Here is a 20,967-nt window from a genome sequence, read left to right as displayed (position 1 = left end):
CCACTCTACCCAGAAGATCTGCATTCCAGCCAGTTTGTTATTGATAGTGGCAAGCATTCGATCTTGATGGTGAAATTTAAGAAAAAAAGAACGTTAATATAGAAAAACTGTATGTTCTCGCGAATTGTCCATGCTATTCTGAAACAGTTATCCCTGTAACCGACTTTTTTGTGAGGAAATAATGAACGAGTTTCTGAAAGTTCTGCTGAACATTCGCAGTTTGCGTGCGGCTATTCGTGAGCTGCCGTTTGAGCAACTGCTGGAAGCTAAAGAGAAGTTTGACCTGGTTTACCAAGAGCGCGCCGATTCTGTTGAACAGGAGCGTGCTGAACAGGAAGAGCGTCAGCGCAAGCTGAATGAATTCACCGAAATGCTGCAGCAGGCTGGTATTGATCCTCGCGAGCTGCTGGCAACTGCCGCTGCTCCGGCTGCTGCGACTGGCGCAGCCAAGAGCAAGCGTGCTCCGCGTCCGGCTAAATACAAGTACGAAGAAGATGGCCAGGAAAAAACCTGGACCGGTCAAGGCCGTATGCCGAAAGCCATTGCCGCTCAAGTAGCACTGGGTAAAGACCTGAACGATTTCCTGATCTAATTCGTCAGGTTCAGAGATTGAATAATGCCGCCTTTGAGCGGCATTATTTTTGCCGTTTTGCTCGTGGTTATCCAATCTGCCCCTTCGCCCCATTGTTATCTACATCCTCGCTTGTATCCTTTTTACCGTCGTTTCACTTTACTGTTGCTTTACTCAATATCACTCATTGTTTGCGATTAATTTTGTCGTGCAGAATTAACTGCGTGATATCGCTATTTGTATGCGTCGTGCAGATATGCGCTTCGGATATGTCTCTCACGATTCACGGGGCGCCGCTCGGCGAGAGTCGAGCTCTCTGCTGATGGAATATCCGGTAATCGTTATCTCCACAGGGTGCGTGAGGGATAGAGAGAGCCGCAAGGTATAGCCGGGATATTCAGGGTCGCCGATGCATGTAATTGGCTGCGCTGCCATGACTGCCCCTGATAATGGGCAATGAAGTTCGGCTGCAGTGTGGGAGAGGAAATTCTGTATGGTCTATGGCGATGATATTCCCCACTCTGTAGGCAGAGTGGGGAATAGCCAGGTGAAGCGCTATCGGGGCGTCACGCTATCGCTGCCACCCAGGGCGCGATAGATTTTGGCAGTGGTGGTGAGCTGCTCTTTTTGCTGGGCCAGCAGGCTCTGCTGGGCATCCCACAGCCGGTTCTGCTCATCAAGCCAAGCCTGTACACCGGTCGCTCCCGCCTGGAAGCGAGCCTTGGCCAGGCGTTCGGCCTCCCGGGCATAACTCAGCTGCTCCTGCAGATAATCGAGTCGCTGCTGGCCATAGTGGCGGGCGGCCAGATTGTCTTCCACTTCCACCAGTGCGGTGTAGAGCTGTTTGCGAAACTCGGTTTCAGCAATCTGGTAATCCAGCTCTGAGCTTTCGATGGCGAGCTGGGTGCGGTGGTATTCAAGGAAGGGGAGGGCGAGGCTGGCCCCTAGCGTGCCGACCGGATTTTGCAGCACCTGCGCCAATCTATCGGATGCGGTGCTGGCACTGCCGGTCAGGGTCAGGCTGGGGTAGAAGCTGGTGCGGATCTCGTCCCCTTTTGCCAGCGTCTTGCGCAGCCGCAATTCGGCCGCTTTGACATCGGGGCGGCGAGCCAGCACATCGGCCGGAATACCCACCGCAAGTTCTGGAATGGTCTGGGTTGCAAGGGAAGCGGGTGCATACTCCAGCGGCCCGCTGCTGCGGCCCAGCAGCAGACGCAGGGCATTGCGAGCCTGCTCCTGCTGCGCCTTGAGTGAGGCCAGCTCAGCCTGTTTTCCTGCCAACAGTTGGCGTGCCTGCGCCAGATCGAGCCGGGTGATGGCGCCTGCCTGGTATTTGGTCTGGGTCAGCAGCTCGGTACGGGTCAGGTTGGCCAGCTGCTGTTCTCCGAGTGCGATGGCAGAGCCGAGATAGCCGAGCTGCCAATACTGCTCCAGGGTATTGCCGATCAGCAGTAGTCGGGTGCTGGCGAGATCCTGCTCGCTTGCTGCCGCCTCCCAGCTTGCCTGATCCCGCACCGAGGCAAGTTTGCCCCACAAATCCATTTCGTAACTGAGGCTCAGCGAGGGGCCCAGACTGTTGGTGTCTTTGCCGGTTTTCAGATCCTTGTTGCCACTGGCTGCGATAGTGCCATTGACCGAGGGGGTGAGGTTGGTATCGGCCTGCTCGGCGCCCAGTCTGGCGCTTTTGAGTTTGAGGGCCGCCACATGCATGTCCGGGTTGGCGGCCAGTACCGCCTCGACCAGTTTGTCGAGCTGGGGATCATGAAATTCCCGCCACCAGAGGCCAGCCTGCGTAGCCAGTTGGGCGCCCTCTGCCTGTTGCCATGCAGGGGCGATCGCCAGCTCGGGTCTTTGATAGGTGCTGTGCTGACTACAGCCGCTGAGGGCCATGCAGAGAGCCAGCCAGGAGAGTTTGTGCATTGTTATTCCCTCGCCAGTGCGACAACAGGGTCGAGCCGCGCCGCATTGCGTGCCGGCAGGTAACCAAACAGGATCCCGATGAGTGACGAGCAGCCAAAGGCCATCAGGATGGAGAAGAGCGAGAACTGCATCTTGATGGAGTCCACCAGCAGTGAAAAGAGCGCGCCAATACCGAGCGAGAGGCCGACGCCGAAGATCCCTCCCAGCAGGCTCACCATCACGGCTTCAATCAGGAACTGCTGCAGAATATCCGACTGGCGGGCGCCTACTGCCATGCGAATGCCGATCTCGCGGGTGCGCTCCACCACCGACACCAGCATGATGTTCATCACGCCCACCCCACCGACGATCAGCGAGATAACTGCGATGGCCGAGACCATCAGGGTCATGGTGGCGGTGGTTTTTTCCACCGATTTGATGATGCTGTCGCTGCTGAAGGTGAAGAAATCCTTCACCCCGTGGCGCTTGGTGATCAGCTCGATCACCGCCTGCTCGGCCAGTGCCGGTTGTACCCCGTCCTTGACTCGTATAGTGATCTGGCTGAAGTGGTGCTGCGAGATGAGGCGACTCATCACCGCACTGTAGGGTAGCCAGATATTGACCGACTGGCTGGTGGGGCCGAAGCCGGTCTCCTGCGAAACCACACCGACAATCCGCACCGGCAAGGTGCCGACCAGTACCACCTTGCCGACCGGGTCCTCCTTGCCAAGCAGGCTGGTGATACTCTTCTTGTCCACCACGGCAACGGCAGCACGCTGCTGGATATCTTGCCACTCCAGTAAGCGACCACTGACCAGCGTCATCCCCTTTACCTTGAAATAGTCGTTACCGACCCCGGTCACGTTGCCGCTGTTGGTCTTGTTGCGATAGCGCAACTGGGCGGAGCTGCCTATCTCGGGGCTGGCGCCCGCAAGATAGGGTTGCCCCAACAGGGCATCGAGATCCCCCTTGTTGAGGGTCTGGATGCTGGCCATCTTCTCATCGCCCCATCCTTTACCCGGGAAGATTTCGATGGTGTTGGTGCCCATCGCATTGATCTGGTCGATCACCTTGGCGCGCGCCCCTTGCCCCAGCGCCACCACACTCACCACGGCGGCGATGCCGATGATGATGCCGAGCATGGTGAGGAAGGTGCGCATCCGGTGGGCGAGCATGGCATGGATCGCCATCCGTCCCGCTTCCCGATAACGATCCCAGTCGTGGCCCATGGCACCTTTAGTGGGCACTATTTTTTGAGGGGCTGTGGTTGTGGCGGTGGTTGGAGCCAACACGGCCGTTTGGCTGGGGCCGCTATCTTGTTCAATCCGACCATCTTTGAGAGTGATGATCCGGTCGGCATGGCTGGCCACGTTCATATCGTGGGTGACCAGAATGATGGTGTGGCCCTGAGCGTGCAGCTCCTTGAGGATCGCCATCACCTCCTTGCCGCTCTGGCTATCCAGTGCGCCGGTTGGTTCATCGGCGAGGATTACTTCGCCGCCATTGGCCAGCGCCCGGGCGATACTGACCCGCTGCTGCTGACCGCCAGAGAGTTGGCCCGGGGTATGGTGACTGCGATCGGCCAGACCCAGTCTGCCCAGCAGCTGACGCGCACGTGCCTGGCGATCCGGGCGGCTGGTACCGGCATAGACAGCCGGGATCTCCACGTTGGCGGCGGCATCGAGATGGGGCAGCAGGTGGTAGCGCTGAAAGATAAAGCCGAAGTGGTGGCAGCGTAGTCGGGCCAGCGCCAACGCATCCATGGTGGCGGTGTCCTGACCGCGAAACAGGTACTGGCCGCCGCTCGGGCTATCCAGACAACCCAGCAGGTTCATCAGGGTCGATTTGCCGGAGCCAGACGCGCCGACAATGGCGATCATCTCTCCTGCCGAGATGGTGAGATCAAGAGGGTGGAGCACGGTGACTTCGCTGTCGCCACTCTGGTAGCGTCGCTCGACCCCTTTCAGCTGGATCAACGGCAGCTGGTTCAGGGGCTCACTCATAGCATCACCGCCATCTCATCATTGTCGGCGGGGGCACCGTGATTGAGCTGCACCTCCTCCTTCTCGCTCAGCCCGCTGATCACCTCAATGCGGATCTCATCCTTCATACCAGTCTTGATATGGCGGGTTTCGGTTGTTTCATCGTCCTTGATCACGGTGACTTCATACTCGTTGTCACCCAGCGACTTGCCGAGAGCGGTTTGCGGCACAGTGAGCACCTGCTTGCGCTCGCCGAGCACTATGGTCACCTGGGTGGTCATTGCGACCCGCAGGGTATGGTCGGGATTGGGCACATCGAACAGGGCGTAGTAGTAAACGGCCGCATTGCTGGTAGTGGTACCGGTTGCAGCCTGATCGTTGATGTTAGTGGGCGCTAACTCCACGGCGCGAAGCGTACCCTGATAGCGGGTATCCGGATCGCCGATCAGGGTGAAGTAGACCGGCATGCCGGCTTTGACCTTGGTGACATCGGCTTCGGAGATCTGCGCCTTGACCGTCATGGTCTCGAGGTTGGCCAGCTTGAGTACGGTCGGTACCGTCTGGCTGGCAGCCAGGGTTTGGCCCTGACGGGTCACAATGCTGATGACGGTGCCATCCATCGGCGCCAGGATCTTGGTGTAGCCCAGCTCGGTCTTGGCCCGATCAACCTTGATCAGGGCATTGTCGATATTGGCCTGGCTGTTTTGCAGCTCGGCGCGGGTGACCGCCAGCAGTGCCTCGGCACTCTCCAGATCGGCTCGTGAGCTCGCCTCCTGCTTGAACATCTGCTGCTGGCGCCGCCAGGCGAGCTCGTTCTGTTTGAGTTGCGCCTGCTTGATCTTGAGCTGGGCGCGGTTGCTGGCAAGCTCCGCCTCGGCCGTCTTGAGGTTGTTCTGGGCAATCAGGGGATCGATCTCGGCCAGCAGGTCTCCCTGTTGGACCTGATCACCGGCCTCGACGGCCAACTTGGTAACCTGACCGGAGACCTGAGCCCCCACATCCACCTGCTCCACGGCCTGCAGCACACCACTGGCCAGTACGGTCTGGGCAATATCCTCGCGGGTCACCTGAGCGGTCAGCATCGCCTTGGGTGGTTGACTGGGCCAGAGCAGCCAGCCGAGGAGCACCACGGCGATCAGCATGGTGATGGCCAGGGTTCTCTGCTTGGGGGTTATGTTCATCGATCACCTGAATGGAAACTGAAAAGATTGTGCGCGGCGATTATCCTGCAGCAAAGCCCTGATAAATAACAGCCGCAAATATGTAAGCAAAGTTATGGCGTTAACTGTCAATAAGCCGTGAAAGGAGTAAGCGAGAGACTGCAGTGGTGAGCAAGATGGTCAGCAAGAGGGGGGAGTGCGACTGGCGGTTGCGATGAAAAAGCCCTGCGCAGTGGCAGGGCTTGGGAATAGGTAATGACGAGTGAGGATCAGGCCTTGGCCAGCAGATCCATCACCCAGGGCAGACCCTGCTTCTTGCGGCTGACAAAGCCCGGGTGGTAGCTGGACTCGGCCGGTACTTTGGCGTGCTCGGTAAAGTAGATACGGCTGGCTGCGGCTGTCAGGTCAGTCACCATCAGCACGAAGAAGTCGAGCCCTTCGCTTTCAACACGGTGTGCCATCTCTTGCTGCAGAGTTTCGATCTGGTCGGCAAGCTGTTGTTCGCTGCCCACTTCAATCTGGCTCATGATGAAGTTCAGACCTTCGGCCTGGAATGCTTTCTCATCCTGCTGCAGCAACTGCGCAGGAGTGAGACCGCTCAGATCGGTTTTCGCCATCAGCAGCTGTTGACCAAACTCGGCCAGCGACACCTCGGCCAGCGGCGCAAGACGCTCGCAGGCGATCTTGTCCTGCTCGGTGGTGGTTGGCGAGGTGAGACAGAGGGTGTCGCTCATGATGGCACCCAGCATCAGGCGAGCCTGGCTGCGGGTCACAGTGCCTTGCTGGCTCAGCAGATCGAAGGCGATGGTGCAGGTGCAGCCGACGGCCCGGATCCATGCATCCAGCGGAGACTGGGTGACCAGAGTGCCGAGACGGTGGTGATCCACCAGGCCCAGTACATTGGCTTGTGCCAGTGTGGCAGGGCCCTGTTCCAGATCACTGAAATCCACCAGCCAGACATCTTCACCGGTCAGATCTTTGGTCAGCAACTCGGGTTCGCTGACGCCAGCCTGCTCCAGAATAAAACGGGTTTCGGTGCGCAGGTCACCCAGACGCCATGGGGTGGCCTGACGGCCCTGGCCATTGAGCCAGTCGGTGATAACCAGCGCACTGCAGATACTGTCGCTATCAGGATTCTTGTGACCAAAAACGTGGATCATAGACAAAGCCTCACAATTGGATACCCATAAAGGGGGGCAACACTATGCGAAATCCGCTACATGAAGGCAACCGGATCCACGCCCATGTTGCTGCCAGCTTCGCCTAACTCGCCATTTTATTGATCTGGGTCGGTAATCCTGACGCGAGTTCAGTTATCACAGTTGGCTATTGGCTATTGGCTATTGGCTATTGGCTATTGGCTATTGCTGACTGTGCAGGCTATGGCACTCGTCCATGCCTGCGCAGTCAGCATGTCTGGTCAGCGCTATCAGTCGCCATCACTGCAAATGGGCTTTATTGCCTGATTTAGCGACGCAGCAGCTCGCGGGCATTGGCCAATGTGTTGTCGGTGATCTGGTCGCCACCGAGCAGGCGTGCCAGCTCATTGAGACGGGCGGTCTCATCAAGGGCACTCATTTGGGTTTCGGTGGTTTTGCCATCGGTATGCTTGCTCACCACCATATGCTGGTGGCCGTTGCCTGCCACCTGAGGCAAGTGAGTGACCACCATCACTTGAGTGGACTCGCCGAGCTGGCGCAGCAGGCGACCCACCACGGCGGCAGTCGGGCCGCTGATCCCCACATCCACCTCATCGAAAATCAGGGTCGGAGTGGAGATCTTGCGGGCGCTAATCACCACGATGGCGAGACTGATGCGCGACAGTTCACCGCCTGAGGCCACCTTGCCAAGCGGCTGGATCGGTTGGCCCGGGTTGGTGGTGACCATAAATTCCACCTGATCTATACCCAGCGGAGAGAGGCTGCTCTGGGCATCGGGGCGCACCTCAATGGCAAAGCGGCCATCGGGCATCGCCAATTCGTGCATGCTGCTGGTCACCTTGGCGCCCAGCTCCTGGGCGTAACGCTGACGGCTCTGACTCAGGGCTTCGGCGGCCTGGACAAAAGCCTGACGGGCCTCGGCCAGCTCATCTTCCATCCCCTCTAACCGCTCTTCATCGGAGTTGAGGCGAGCAAGATCAGAGGCCAGCTCCTGATGGTACTGAGCCAGATCTGCCGGTTTGACATGGTGCTTGCGGGCCAGATTGATCGCCTTGGAGAGGCGGGCCTCCAGCTCGTTAAAACGCTCGGGATCCAGTTCCAGCCGATCGAGGTAGCTACGCAGTTCGCTGTGGCTCTCCTGCACCCCAATCAGGGCTTCGTTGAGCATCTCGAGCACCGGCGTGAGGCGGCTGTCCATGCTGACCAGCCCCTCGGCCCGATCGACGGCCGATTGCAGCAGCCCTGCGATAGTGGTCTCTTCGTTGTCATAGAGCAGATCGAGGCAAGCGCCGCACTCCTGCATCAGCTCGGTGCCGTTGGCGAGACGCTGGTGCTCCTCCTCTATCTCTTCAAACTCCCCCGGCTGCAGGGCGAATTCGTCCAGCTCCTGCACCTGATACTCGATCAGTTGGCGACGGGCCTCCCGCTGCTGCTGCTCGGCCTTGAGCCGGTTGAGCTCGTTTTGCAGTTGACGCCACTGCTGATAGTGCTGGCGCACCTCATCGAGCAGCAGATGGTGGCCGGCGTAGCCGTCGAGCAGGGCGAGCTGGTAGTCGGGTTTGAGCAGCATCTGGTGGGCATGCTGACCGTGTACGTTGACCAGCAGCTGACCCAGATTCTTGAGCTGGGTGAGGGGGACGGGCACGCCGTTGATATAGCTGCGTGAGCGGCCCTCGGCGGAGATGACTCGCCGGACGATACACTCACCTTCGTTTTCCAGTTCGTTGGTGGCGAGCCAGGCGCGGGCGGCCGGGTTGTTGTCTAGCAGGAAGCGGGCGCTGACCTCGCTTTTGTCGCTATCGGGTCGCACCATGCCGGCTTCGGCCCGCTCTCCGAGGCAGAGACCGAGAGCGTCGATGGCGATGGATTTACCGGCACCGGTCTCACCTGTGATGCAGGTCATGCCCGGTTGCAGATCGAGTTCGAGAAACTTGACGATGGCGAAGTTGTTGACGGTCAGCTGGGTCAGCATGGTCTCATCCTGTATAGGTCAACATTACTGTGTATGCATCCAGTATATACTGGTCTTATATACAGTAAAGAGGGCACCGTCATTTTTAACAAAGGAAAGCCGCGCCAGTGCGGTATGGCTATGAAAATGCGGTACTGATATGAGAGTGCGGGGGACGTTGCTACGACAGAAATGAGAAAGGCGCCAATTCAGGCGCCCTCTCTGGCAATGCCGTTGTCGGTCAGCGCCGATTAAAACAGCTTGCTGCCCCAGCCGAGCTTGTTGCGCAGCACGTGGAAGTAGCTGTAGTCGAGGGGATGCACCAGATGAAGCTGGTGGTGGCTCTTCTTGATCAGGATCTCGTCCCCTGGGTGGACCGCCAGCGTCACCTGGCCATCACAGCTGACCTGCATGGCATCGTCCTGATTATCCGGCGAGACCAGCAGCCGTACTTCGCTGTCGGCATCGAGCACTATGGGGCGACTGCTGAGGGTATGCGGGAACATGGGCACCAGCGTGATGGCGTTGAGCTTGGGGGTGAGGATGGCGCCGCCCGCTGACAGGGAGTAGGCGGTGGAGCCGGTCGGGGTGGCGACTATGATGCCGTCCGAACGCTGGCTATACATAAAGCTGCCATCGATATAGACCTCGAACTCGATCATGTGGGCGATCTTGCCCGGGTGCAGCACCGCCTCGTTGACCGCAAGATTGCTCGACTTGCGCTCGCCGTGGCGATAGACCGAGGCCTCCAGCAGGAAGCGGTGTTCGCTCTTGTAGTGACCGGAGAGCACCTGCTCCAGCGGCAATAGATAATCTTGCGGCGAGAGGTCGGTCAGAAAGCCGAGGTTACCCCGGTTGACCCCGATCACTGCCACATCGAAGCGCGACAGCACCCGTGCCGCCCCCAGCATGTTGCCGTCACCGCCGACCACGATGGCGAGATCGGCCTGCTGGCCCAGTTGCACCAGATCCATCACGTTTTCATCGAGGATGCTCAGGGTCTGGGCGACCCGGCTCTCCACTAGTACCCGAAAGCCGCGGGCGGTCAGGTATTGATGCAGGCCGGTCAGCGTCTGGTTGGCCCCCTCATGGTGGGGTTTGCCAATCAGGGCGATGGTTTTGAACGGAGAATCCATAGTCAGTCAGATCTGGGATGGGTATTGCGGGCCAGTATACAGTGCTTTGCTCCGCTTGTGACGCTCTCCCGTGTGACGGGGCCGGCTATCCCCTTGAGGCTACTGGTTAAACGGTGAGCGGTAACCCGGATAAACCGACGGTTGCGGCTATTCAGCAACCCTGATTGCCCTTTACCCCTTGAAAGCCGGGGATGCATCCCCATAATAGCGCCAACATAGTCGGTCTGTTGTCGTCCGGTCGCTCAACCAGACGTCAGGGCCCTCATAAGTAACCCCGGAATTGGAGATGTCATGAACCACGAAGAGCAAAAGGTTGAAGCGATGGAGCAAGTGGAAGCCCAGCCAGTCGAGCCGACCGATGTAGACAGTGAAGTGACAGCCGAGCAGGCCCGTATTGCCGAACTGGAAGCGCAGCTGGAAACCGCCATCCAAAAAGCGGCGGAAGAGCGTGAACGCGCCCTGCGTACCGCCGCCGAGATGGAGAACCTGCGTCGTCGTACCGAGCTGGATGTGGAGAAGGCGCACAAATTCGCTCTGGAGAAGTTCGCCAATGAACTGCTGCCGGTGCTGGACAACCTTGAGCGAGCCATCGAACTGGCCGACAAGGAGAACGAAGCCCTTAAGCCGATGATCGAAGGTGTCGAGCTGACCCTCAAATCCATGCAGAGCGGCGTGGCCAAGTTTGGTCTGGTAGCGCTCGACCCGATCAACCAGCCGTTTGACCCCAACGCCCATCAGGCGATGAGCATGGTACCGAGTGCCGATGTGGCGCCGAACACCGTCATTGCAGTGATGCAGAAGGGCTATGACCTCAACGGTCGGGTGATCCGTCCGGCCATGGTGATGATCGCCAAAGCGGTCGACTGATTGGCTGTGGGTGCCCGAGCCCGCCCTGTGGCGGGCTTTTTGTTTCGCAGTGCAGCACCTGTTCATCTTGCCCGGTTTTACGGCTCAACGTGACCGCGCAACCATGACAAAGGGTGTGGTTTTTTAGGGTTGGGGCTTGAAGCTGCGTCTGGCGACCCCATATAGGTAGCAAGGCCGCGGCGGCACAAAAAATTTGATGCCGGGAGCTTGAAAGCCAGATAGGCAGCCCCCACCTAGCCGTTAACGCATTAAGGCGAGTTCCTCGCCAGTTTATTCAAAGTATTTGGAGATTCGTCAAATGGGTAAAATCATCGGTATTGACCTGGGTACTACCAACTCCTGCGTCGCTATTCTGGATGGCGACACTGCTCGCGTGATCGAGAACGCAGAAGGCGATCGTACTACTCCGTCCATCATTGCCTATGCCGATGATGGCGAGATCCTGGTTGGTCAGCCGGCCAAGCGTCAGGCCATCACCAACCCGAAAAACACCCTGTTCGCCATCAAGCGTCTGATCGGTCGTCGTTTTGAAGATGAAGAAGTGCAGCGTGACCTGAAAATCATGCCGTACGCCATCGCCAAAGCTGACAACGGCGACGCCTGGGTTGAAGTGAAGGGCAAGAAAATGGCACCGCCGCAGATCTCTGCCGAAGTGCTGAAAAAGATGAAGAAGACCGCTGAAGACTACCTGGGCGAGCCGGTAACCGAAGCAGTTATCACTGTTCCGGCCTACTTCAACGACGCCCAGCGTCAGGCTACCAAGGATGCCGGTCGCATCGCCGGTCTGGATGTAAAACGCATCATCAACGAGCCGACTGCTGCTGCTTTCGCTTATGGCGTGAACAAGGTCAAGGGCGAGCGCAAGGTTGCCGTATATGACCTGGGTGGCGGTACTTTCGATATCTCCATCATCGAGATCGACGAAGTCGAAGGCGAAACCACCTTCGAAGTACTGGCGACCAATGGTAACACCCACCTGGGTGGTGAAGACTTCGACAACCGCGTTATCAACTACCTGGTTGACGAGTTCAAGCGTGAGCAGGGCATCGACCTGCGCAACGACCAGCTGGCTCTGCAGCGTCTGAAAGATGCCGCCGAGAAAGCCAAGATCGAGCTCTCTTCTGCCCAGCAGACCGACGTCAACCTGCCGTACATCACTGCCGATGCCACCGGTCCGAAGCACATGAACATCAAGGTAACCCGCGCCAAGCTGGAATCCCTGGTAGAAGACATGGTGAAGGACTCTCTGGAGCCGGTTCGTGTTGCCCTGAAAGACTCCGGTCTGGCAGTTGGCGAGATCGACGACGTGATCCTGGTTGGTGGTCAGACCCGTATGCCGCTGGTTCAGAAGACCGTTGCCGAGTTCTTTGGCAAAGAGCCGCGTAAAGACGTCAACCCGGACGAAGCCGTGGCCATGGGTGCTGCCATCCAGGGTGCCGTACTGTCCGGTGACAAGACCGACGTACTGCTGCTGGACGTTACCCCGCTCTCTCTGGGTATCGAAACCATGGGCAGCGTGATGACTGCGCTGATCGAGAAGAACACCACCATCCCGACCAAGAAGTCCCAGGTGTTCTCCACTGCCGAAGACAACCAGTCTGCCGTGACCATTCACGTGCTGCAGGGTGAGCGCAAGCGCGCCAGCGACAACAAGTCTCTGGGCCAGTTCAACCTGGAAGGCATCCGTCCGGCTCCGCGTGGTCTGCCGCAGATCGAAGTGACCTTCGACATCGATGCCAACGGTATCCTGCACGTCTCTGCGAAAGACAAAGAGACCAACAAAGAGCAGAAGATCACCATCCAGGCTTCCTCTGGTCTGTCTGATGACGAGATCGAGCGCATGGTACGTGAAGCCGAAGCCAACGCGGCCGAGGACAAGAAGTTTGAAGAGCTGGTACAGGCTCGCAACCAGGCTGATGGTCTGGTCCACTCCGTACGCAAGCAGATCACCGAAGCCGGTGAAGCCCTGCCTGCCGACGACAAGACCAAGATCGAAGCTGCTCTGAGCGAGCTGGAAGTTGCCATCAAGGGTGACGACAAGGCTGCTATCGAAGCCAAACAGCAGGCTCTGCTGGAAGCATCCCAGAAGCTGATGGAAATTGCCCAGCAGCAGGCTCAGGCCCAGGGTGCAGCCGGTGCTGATGCCGGTCAGTCCTCCTCTTCTGCCAAGGCTGACGACGACGTAGTCGACGCCGAGTTCGAAGAAGTGAAAGACGACAAGAAGTAAGCCCTACCCAGATGGGCGAAGTCCGCTTCGCCCATCGGCTTGGTCAATGAATTCACGGGCGTTGGGTAACCAACGCCCGTCTGCGTAACCACAGGATGAGTATGTCGAAGCGCGATTTCTACGAAGTACTGGGTGTGGCGAAAGATGCCGACGATCGCGAGATCAAGAAGGCGTACAAGCGCCTGGCCATGAAGTATCACCCGGATCGTAATCAGGGTGATGCCGCATCCGAAGAGAAGTTCAAAGAGGTCAAGGAAGCCTACGAGGTCCTGACCGATGCCAACCTGCGTGCCCGTTACGACCAGTATGGCCATGCCGGTGTCGACCCGAGCCAGGGTGGCGGTGGCCACGGTGGCTTTGGCGGCGGTGCCGACTTCGCCGACATGTTTGGTGACGTATTCGGTGACATCTTCGGCGGTGGCCGTGGTGGTGCCCGTCGTGGCCCTGCCCGTGGCTCCGACCTGCGTTACACCATGGAGCTGACGCTGGAAGAGGCGGTGCGCGGGGTCTCCAAGGAGATCAAGGTGCCGACTCTGGTTCACTGCGAAGTCTGTAACGGCTCCGGTGCCCACACCGGCAGCAGTGCCCAGACCTGCCCGACCTGCCACGGCTCCGGCCAGGTGCAGATGCGTCAGGGCTTCTTCGCGGTACAGCAGGCATGTCCGCACTGTCACGGCCGCGGCAAGATCATCAAGGATCCGTGCCGCAAGTGCCACGGTGAAGGTCGCTACCAGCGGACCAAGACCCTGTCGGTGAAAATTCCGGCGGGCGTCGATACCGGCGATCGCATCCGTCTCTCCGGCGAAGGGGAGGCAGGGGAGGCAGGGGCTCCGGCAGGGGATCTCTACGTACAGGTGCACGTCAAAGAGCACGAGATCTTCGTGCGTGACGGCAACAACCTCTACTGCGAAGTGCCCATCAGCTTCACCGCAGCTGCGCTGGGTGGCGAGATTGAAGTGCCGACCCTGGATGGCCGCGTCAAGCTGAAGGTCACTCCGGAGACCCAGACCGGCAAGATGTTCCGCATGCGCGGCAAGGGCGTCAAGTCCGTGCGCTCCGGTCAGGTAGGGGATCTGATGTGCAAGGTGGTGATCGAGACGCCGGTCAACCTCACCGAGCAGCAGAAAGAGCTGTTGCGCCAGCTGGACGAGTCGTTCAGCGGTGCCGCTGCCAAGACCCACAAGCCGAAATCGGAAGGCTTCTTCGAAGGGGTGAAACGCTTCTTCGACGATCTGACCAGCTGATTTCAGCGACCCGAATAAACAGAGCCGGCCTTGTGCCGGCTCTTTTTTTGCCCGCCGTTTCGCCAGGATCCGCCCTATTGAGTGGATCCTGATGAGGGATCCTCCTCACAACTCCCGCCAATTCCTGCTGTACAAATGTTATCCCGCTCACACTGTTGCTGAAACGGTTTAGTTGCTGTATTGAGTTAGCTAAAGCGGTTTAGCTATGCTCCATCTGTCGATAACAACAGCGCCCGTCCGGGCCACAGATGACAGGTGAGGAAGATGATGATGTTCAAGAGCAAGTTGGCGCTGGCGGTAGCGCTGGGATTGGGGATGAGCAGCCCGCTGTGGGCGGCGCAGGCGAGTATCGCAGGTGAGAGTGTCGAGGCCAGACTGGCGGCGCTGGAGGCACGGGTGCAGGCGGCCGAAGCGAGAGCCGAGGCGGCAGAGAGCCGTGCCAGTCAGGCGGAAGTGAAGGCGAGCGCGGCCAGCGAGCAGGCGCAGGTGGCTGACAACCGCAGCCAGAAGGTGGATGAGAAGACAGCAGGCGCCCAGGGTTTCGAGTTTCATGGTTACGCTCGCTCGGGCCTCTTGGTCAACAGCAATGGTAACGGCGGGCGCGGCGGCCCCTACCTCACCCCAGCCGGTTCGGTGGGCGGGGCAGTGGGTCGCCTTGGCAACGAGGATGACACCTACATGGAGGCCAACTTGCTGAAGACCCAGACCTTCGAGGATGGCAGCTGGGCCCGCTACAAGCTGATGCTGGCAGACGGGGTGGAGACCAGCAACGACTGGACCGCCAGTGATTCGAGCCTCAACACCCGTCAGGTGTTTGCCGAGATCGGCAATCTGGCGAGCTTCGACGGCCCGTTCAAGAATGCGGTGCTGTGGGCGGGCAAGCGCTTTGACCGCGACAACTTCGACATCCACTGGCTCGACTCCGACGTGGTGTTCCTGGCCGGTACCGGCGGCGGCGTCTACGACGTGCAGCTTGCCGATAGCTGGAAGGCCAACTTCTCCCTCTATGGCCGCGATTACGGCGACATCAGCGCCAGCGGTCTCTCCGATATCGAGAGCTACATCCTCACCATGAACAACCGCGTCGGTAACTGGCAGTGGATGGTGAACGGCCTCTCGGCCAAGGACAATGACGCCCGCATCAATGACAAGGGGGCGGGCAGCGAGGCGGCGGACAAGGGGGCACACACCCTGCTGGCCTACCACGGCGAGAGCTTTTTTGGCCTCAACCCCGGTTTTGCCAAGGCAGCGGTGCTGTACGGTCATGGGTTGGGGGCCGAGGTCAAGGGGCTGGGCTCTGACAGCGAGCTGTTGCCGGACGCCGATGCGGTGCGGGTCGCCGTGTTTGGCGCTACCGATCTTAATCCGCGCTGGCGTTTTGCCCCGGCCCTGCTGGCCGAGCAGAGTCAGGATCGCTACGTGAAAGGAGACGAGTACCGCTGGCTCACCTTCAATACCCGGGTGGCGCAGGTGCTGAGCCAGAACGTCGAGCTGGTCTACGAGGCAGCCTGGCAGTACATGGATCTCGACCCCAAGGGCTACAAGGGACGCCAGGCGGTGAACGGCAACTTCACCAAGCTCACCTTTGCCCCCACCTTCAAGGCGCAGACCGCCGGCTTCTTCGAGCGGCCTGAGCTTAGGGTGTTCGCCAGCTGGATGGACTGGTCCTCCGAGCTCGACAACTACGCCAGCGACGATGCCATGGGCCAGAGCAACTTCACCGCCGGTGGCGAGTGGAACTTTGGCGTACAGATGGAAACCTGGTTCTAGTTCGTTATCCCGATCACAAAAATGGCAGCCGGTGCCGAGATCTGTTGGTTGGCTAAAACGGTTTAGCTGATAATGCCAGCCAACAGAACAGAGTTCGGGTTTGACCGTGGATCCGATGCAGCAGTGGAGTAGCAAGGTGACGAATCGTGTGTGGGTAATGGGGGATGCAGTGGTGGACTTGATCCCGGAAGGGGCGTTGCACTACCTCAAGTGTCCGGGTGGCGCGCCCGCCAATGTGGCGGTTGGCGTGGCACGGCTGGGCGGCGATGCGGCCTTTATCGGCCGGGTTGGTGCTGACCCGTTCGGCCGCTTTATGGCCGACACCCTGAGCGGGGAGGGGGTGGATATCGGTGCGCTACGGCTCGATCCTGACCATCGCACCTCTACCGTGCTGGTGGCACTGGATGATGAGGGGGAGCGCAGCTTCACCTTTATGGTGCGCCCCAGTGCCGACCAGTTCCTCACCCCGGATGAGTTGCCCCGCTTCGATGCCGATCAGTGGCTGCTCACCTGCTCCATCGCGCTCGCCAACGAGCCGGTACGCACCAGCTGCCTGCAGGCCATGGCGGCCATCAAGGCGGCTGGCGGGCGGGTCTGCTTCGACCCCAACCTGCGCCCCGAGGTGTGGGGCAACCCCGCCGAGATGCTGCCGCTGGTGCGTCAGGCAATTGCACAGGCGGATGTGGTCAAGCTCTCCATCGAGGAGCTGCAACTGCTGAGCGGTGAGGATGATCTGGCCGCCGGGCTCGCCACTCTCTCTGGCCCGGCGCTGGTGCTGGTGACCAGAGGGGCGGCCGGGGTGGTGGCGCGTCTGGGTGGCGAGCTGCTGGAGTGGGTGGGGCAGAAAGTGACGCCCATCGACACCACGGGGGCGGGGGATGCCTTCGTCGCCGGTCTGCTGGCGGCGCTGGCCGGGCGCTCGTCGCTGCCGACGCTGGCCGAGTTGCCCGCCATTCTGGCTCAGGCTCACGGCTGCGGGGCGCTCGCCACCACCGCCAAGGGGGCCATGACGGCGCTGCCGACACGCTCCGAACTGGATGCCTTTTTGCGATCAGACGCAAGCGGCTGTTGAGCTGAGGCTAGAAGCCCGGCTCGACAGCCCCTACTCTCATGTGACAAGGGCCCGCCAGCGTGGCGGGTCATAAGAGGAAGAATATGAATATCAGTGCGATAGCCAAGGATCTGGTGCCCCTGCTCGGGGGCAAGGAGAATATCGTCAGCGCTGCCCACTGCGCCACCCGGCTGCGGTTGGTGCTGGCCGATGACAGCAAGGTAAACAAGGCCGCCATCGACAAGCTGGAGGGGGTCAAGGGGTGCTTTAGCAACGCGGGCCAAATTCAGGTGATCTTCGGCACCGGTCTGGTCAACAAGGTCTATGCGGAGTTTGTGGCGCTGACCGGTACCGGCACCGCCAGCAAGGCGGAGCTGACCGACATGGCGGCGGCCAAGCTCAACGTGGCCCAGCGGTTGGCGCGAACCCTCTCCAACATCTTCGTGCCGATCATTCCGGCCATCGTCGCCTCGGGCTTGCTGATGGGGCTGCTCGGCATGGTGCGCACCTACGGTTGGGTCAATGCCGACAGCGCCCTGTTTGTGATGCTCGATATGTTCAGCTCGGCGGCATTTATCATATTGCCCATTCTGATCGGCTTTACGGCGGCGCGGGAGTTTGGCGGCAATCCGTATCTCGGGGCGACCCTTGGCGGCATCCTCACCCACCCGGCGCTGACCAACGCCTGGGGCGTGGCCGGTGGCTTCAAGACCATGGATTTCTTCGGACTGGATGTGGCCATGATCGGCTATCAGGGCACCGTCTTCCCGGTACTGTTGGCGGTCTGGTTTATGTCCCATCTGGAGAAACAGCTGCGCAAGCGCATCCCGGATGCGCTGGATCTGATCCTCACGCCGTTCCTCACCGTCATCATCACTGGTTTCGTGGCGCTGCTCTTTATCGGCCCGGCGGGTCGGGTATTGGGGGATGGCATCTCGTTCGGTCTGAGCGCCCTCTATGAGCAGGCTGGCTGGTTGGCGGGGCTGGTGTTTGGTGGCACTTACTCGCTTATCGTCATCACCGGCATTCATCACAGCTTCCATGCCATCGAGGCGGGATTGCTGGCCAATCCGCAAATTGGCGTCAACTTCCTGTTGCCCATCTGGGCCATGGCCAACGTGGCACAGGGGGGGGCTTGCCTCGCGGTCTACTTCAAGACCCGCGATGTGAAGATCAAGGCCATTACCGTGCCGGCGGCCATGTCGTGCCTGCTGGGTATCACGGAAGCGGCGATCTTTGGCGTCAACCTGCGCTACATCAAACCCTTCCTCGCCGGTCTGTTTGGCGGGGCCTGCGGCGGCGCCTACGTGGTGGCGGCCAAGGTGGGGATGACGGCGGTGGGGCTGACCGGTATTCCCGGCATGGCCATCGTCCAGCCGATGAGCCTTATTCATTACATCATCGGGTTGGTGATCGCCTTTGGCGCCGCCTTCGCCGCATCCTACCTGCTCAAGTACAAGGTGGAGTGATGAAGGAAAGCGATCTTCTCAACCAGATTGTCCGGTCGTTGCTGGCCGGACAGCTCAAGGCGGCGGCCGATCCCCATCGGCCCCGCTGGCATCTGGCAGCCCCGGTGGGGCTGCTTAACGATCCCAACGGTTTTATCGAGTACGACGGGCGCTACCACCTCTTCTACCAGTGGAATCCGCTGGGCTGCGAGCATCGCAACAAGGGCTGGGGCCATGTCACCTCCACCGATCTGCTGCATTGGCAGCACGAGCCGGTGGCGCTGTTGCCCACCGAAGCCTATGAGAGCCACGGCTGCTATTCGGGCTCTGCGGTGAGCGACGAGCAGGGGCGTCTGACCCTTATCTACACCGGCAATGTCAAATACCCGGATGGCCGTCGTACCGCCTATCAGTGTCTGGCCCGCGCCGACAGTGAGGGAGGCTTCGAGAAGCTGGGGCCCGTGTTGGATCTGCCCGCAGGCTACAGCGGCCATGTGCGCGACCCCAAGGTGTGGCACGACGGTAAACAGTGGCTGATGGTGCTGGGAGCCCGCACCCTGGATGACAAGGGGGAAGTGCTGCTCTATCGCGGCGACACCCTGCAAAGCTGGCAGCGGGTGGGCCCCATCGCCGGCAGTGGGCACGGGGGGCTGGGTGAGTTTGGCTATATGTGGGAGTGCCCGGATCTCTTCCCGCTGGGGGAGCGCCATGTGCTGATCAGCTGCCCGCAGGGGATTGTCCCGGCAGGCGAGGACTATCGCAACCTCTACCAGTGCGGCTGGCTGGCTGGCAACTTCGACGGCGAGCGCTTCGAGCACGGGGCTTTCCACGAGCTGGACCGGGGCTTCGAGTTCTATGCACCGCAAACCACCCGAGACAGTCAGGGGCGCCGCTTGCTGATTGGCTGGCTGGGACTGCCGGAGGAGAACGAGATGAGCCAGCCCACCATCCCCTATGGCTGGATCCACCAGATGAGCTGCCCGCGGGAGCTGTTCTGGCAGGATGAGTGGCTCTGCCAGCGGCCGGTGGCGGAGCTTGCGGCATTGAAGGGAGAGTTGACCCGTTTCGAGGGGACGCTCGGCGAATTTCCGGGGGTGGCCATCGACTCGGCCTGGCTCGATCTGGATCTTTGCGGTGAGGGGAGTCTCTGGTTCGGTGCCGTGGCCGAGCTGGTGTGGCAGCCGGGGCGCCTCATTTTGCGGCGTCAGAACTGGCAGATCGGAGCGTGGGAGACCCGCAGCAGCCCATGGGCTGGCGGGCGGATCACCGTGCTGTGTGATCGCTCCAGTCTGGAGTGTTTCATCGATGAGGGGCGTCACAGCCTGTCGGCGCGCTACTTCCCCGGGGAAAAGCCGCAACTTTCATCAGGTAACGGCGATGATGGCTGCAAAATTTGCCTCAATCACTGGCCGCTGTCGGCGTGCCTAGTACAATAGCCCGGTTCTAGTCAGCCGGGAGGCCAGGTGGAGAAGAAGAAACGGATCACGATTGCCCAGATCGCCGAACTGGCGGGGGTGTCCAAGGCGACCGCCAGTCTGGTGCTCAACGGGAAGAGTGCGGAGTACCGCATTGCCGACGATACCCGCAAGCGCATTCAGGCAGTGGCGGAGGAGTGTCACTACCTGCCGAGCTTTCACGCCCGCTCCCTGCGTGAGACCCGCAGCTACACCTGGGGGCTGGTGATCCCCGATCTCACCAACTTCGGTTTTGCCCGCATCGCCCGCGCCCTCGAGGCCCACTGCCGGGAGGCGGGCATCCAGCTGCTGATCGCCTGCTCCGAGGATGATCCCGCCCTCGAGCAGCGGGTGGTGGACAACCTCATCAGCCGTCAGGTAGATGGGCTGATTGTCGCCTCCAGCGGCCACAGCGATGACATCTATGCCCGCATCCACGATCGCCTGCCGGTGGTGCAGCTCGACCGCCACATCGGCGAGTCGCGCTTGCCCATGGTGATCTCCGATGCCTGCAAGGCCACCGCCGAGTTGGTGCGGGACATGGCCAGCGAGTGCGGCGAGGAGATCTACTACTTCGGCGGTTTGCTGGATCTCTCCCCCAGCCGTCACCGGCTGGCGGGCTATGAGCTGGGGCTCCATCGTGCCGGTTTTGAAGCCGATGCCGCCCGGGTGCGTCATCGCGACTATCAGCCGAGCTCCGGTTATCAGCTGATGGCTGAGCTGGTGGCCGAGCTGGGAGCGCCTCCTAGGGGGCTCTTTACCGCCTCCTTTACTTTGCTGGAAGGGGTGCTGCGCTACCTCAACGAGGCAGGGCTGATGGAGACGGGCATGCGCCTGTGCACCTTCGATGATCACGACCTGCTCGACTGCATTCCCATGCGCATCGACTCGGTGGCGCAGGATTGTCCGGCGCTGGCCCTCGCCGCTTTCGAGCTGATGCAGCAACTGATAGCGGGCAGTCCTCCCGCACAGACCGCCCAGGTGATCACCCCCAGGGTGCGCTGGCGCAGTCGCCGCTAGCCACTCTTCGCCCATCCATATGAAAAA

Annotated in this window: 15 protein-coding genes; 9 read left to right on the top strand and 6 right to left on the bottom strand. The window is 60.3% G+C overall.

Annotated features, from left to right (window positions below; all coding sequences use genetic code 11):
- Positions 1-181: 181 nt before the first annotated feature.
- Positions 182-592 carry an H-NS family nucleoid-associated regulatory protein gene (locus AB5Y83_RS00570; RefSeq protein ID WP_005344269.1) on the top strand — a complete coding sequence of 137 codons (411 nt, stop codon included), beginning with the start codon at positions 182-184 and terminating at the stop codon, positions 590-592.
- A gap of 534 nt (positions 593-1,126) precedes the next feature.
- Here the strand turns inward: AB5Y83_RS00570 and AB5Y83_RS00565 are convergent.
- From AB5Y83_RS00565 to nadK, 6 genes are all read right to left on the bottom strand, one after another.
- Positions 1,127-2,491 (bottom strand): efflux transporter outer membrane subunit, encoded by a 1,365-nt coding sequence (locus AB5Y83_RS00565; RefSeq protein ID WP_362787711.1) that lies wholly within the window; start codon positions 2,489-2,491, stop codon positions 1,127-1,129.
- Positions 2,492-2,493: 2 nt separating this feature from the next.
- On the bottom strand, positions 2,494-4,473 hold the full coding sequence (locus AB5Y83_RS00560) for a MacB family efflux pump subunit (RefSeq protein ID WP_368174500.1): 1,980 nt from the start codon (positions 4,471-4,473) through the stop codon (positions 2,494-2,496).
- Entirely contained in the window at positions 4,470-5,633 is a 1,164-nt protein-coding gene (macA, locus tag AB5Y83_RS00555) for a macrolide transporter subunit MacA (protein WP_368174499.1), read from the bottom strand. The genes AB5Y83_RS00560 and macA overlap by 4 nt, the downstream gene beginning before the upstream one ends.
- A gap of 248 nt (positions 5,634-5,881) precedes the next feature.
- On the bottom strand, positions 5,882-6,772 hold the full coding sequence (locus AB5Y83_RS00550; RefSeq protein ID WP_005338046.1) for a manganese-dependent inorganic pyrophosphatase: 891 nt from the start codon (positions 6,770-6,772) through the stop codon (positions 5,882-5,884).
- Positions 6,773-7,079: 307 nt separating this feature from the next.
- Positions 7,080-8,744, bottom strand: coding sequence for a DNA repair protein RecN (gene recN / locus AB5Y83_RS00545; RefSeq protein ID WP_368174498.1), 1,665 nt, complete (start codon positions 8,742-8,744; stop codon positions 7,080-7,082).
- Positions 8,745-8,974: 230 nt separating this feature from the next.
- A complete protein-coding gene (nadK, locus tag AB5Y83_RS00540; protein ID WP_005338038.1) occupies positions 8,975-9,859 on the bottom strand; it encodes an NAD(+) kinase in 885 nt (294 codons plus the stop codon).
- Positions 9,860-10,150: 291 nt separating this feature from the next.
- On the opposite strand from nadK, the gene grpE reads away from it, so the two are divergent.
- The 8 genes from grpE to AB5Y83_RS00500 all read left to right on the top strand — a co-directional run bounded on the left by grpE (position 10,151) and on the right by AB5Y83_RS00500 (position 20,940).
- Entirely contained in the window at positions 10,151-10,726 is a 576-nt protein-coding gene (grpE, locus tag AB5Y83_RS00535; protein ID WP_005338036.1) for a nucleotide exchange factor GrpE, read from the top strand.
- A 298-nt stretch (positions 10,727-11,024) separates the two neighbouring features.
- On the top strand, positions 11,025-12,953 hold the full coding sequence (gene dnaK / locus AB5Y83_RS00530; protein ID WP_042053028.1) for a molecular chaperone DnaK: 1,929 nt from the start codon (positions 11,025-11,027) through the stop codon (positions 12,951-12,953).
- Positions 12,954-13,054: 101 nt separating this feature from the next.
- Positions 13,055-14,197, top strand: a complete 1,143-nt coding sequence (dnaJ, locus tag AB5Y83_RS00525; protein ID WP_005338032.1) for a molecular chaperone DnaJ — start codon at positions 13,055-13,057, stop codon at positions 14,195-14,197.
- 264 nt (positions 14,198-14,461) lie between these two features.
- Complete coding sequence (locus tag AB5Y83_RS00520) at positions 14,462-15,967, top strand: carbohydrate porin (RefSeq protein ID WP_279487366.1); 1,506 nt, start codon at positions 14,462-14,464, stop codon at positions 15,965-15,967.
- Between the two features lie 115 nt (positions 15,968-16,082).
- Positions 16,083-17,039, top strand: a complete 957-nt coding sequence (locus AB5Y83_RS00515; protein ID WP_368174497.1) for an aminoimidazole riboside kinase — start codon at positions 16,083-16,085, stop codon at positions 17,037-17,039.
- Positions 17,040-17,122: 83 nt separating this feature from the next.
- Positions 17,123-18,487, top strand: a complete 1,365-nt coding sequence (locus tag AB5Y83_RS00510; RefSeq protein WP_042657031.1) for a sucrose-specific PTS transporter subunit IIBC — start codon at positions 17,123-17,125, stop codon at positions 18,485-18,487.
- Positions 18,487-19,902: a glycoside hydrolase family 32 protein gene (locus tag AB5Y83_RS00505; RefSeq protein ID WP_368174496.1), complete on the top strand. Its 1,416-nt coding sequence runs from the start codon at positions 18,487-18,489 to the stop codon at positions 19,900-19,902. Before AB5Y83_RS00510 ends, AB5Y83_RS00505 begins: the two co-directional genes overlap by 1 nt.
- Before the next feature lie 27 nt (positions 19,903-19,929).
- Positions 19,930-20,940, top strand: coding sequence for a LacI family DNA-binding transcriptional regulator (locus AB5Y83_RS00500; protein ID WP_201942162.1), 1,011 nt, complete (start codon positions 19,930-19,932; stop codon positions 20,938-20,940).
- Positions 20,941-20,967 lie beyond the last annotated feature (27 nt).

Source organism: Aeromonas sp. R5-4, from assembly GCF_040908215.1.
GTDB classification, from domain to species: Bacteria; Pseudomonadota; Gammaproteobacteria; order Enterobacterales; family Aeromonadaceae; genus Aeromonas; species Aeromonas veronii.
This window is presented reverse-complemented; position numbering and strand designations above follow the sequence as displayed.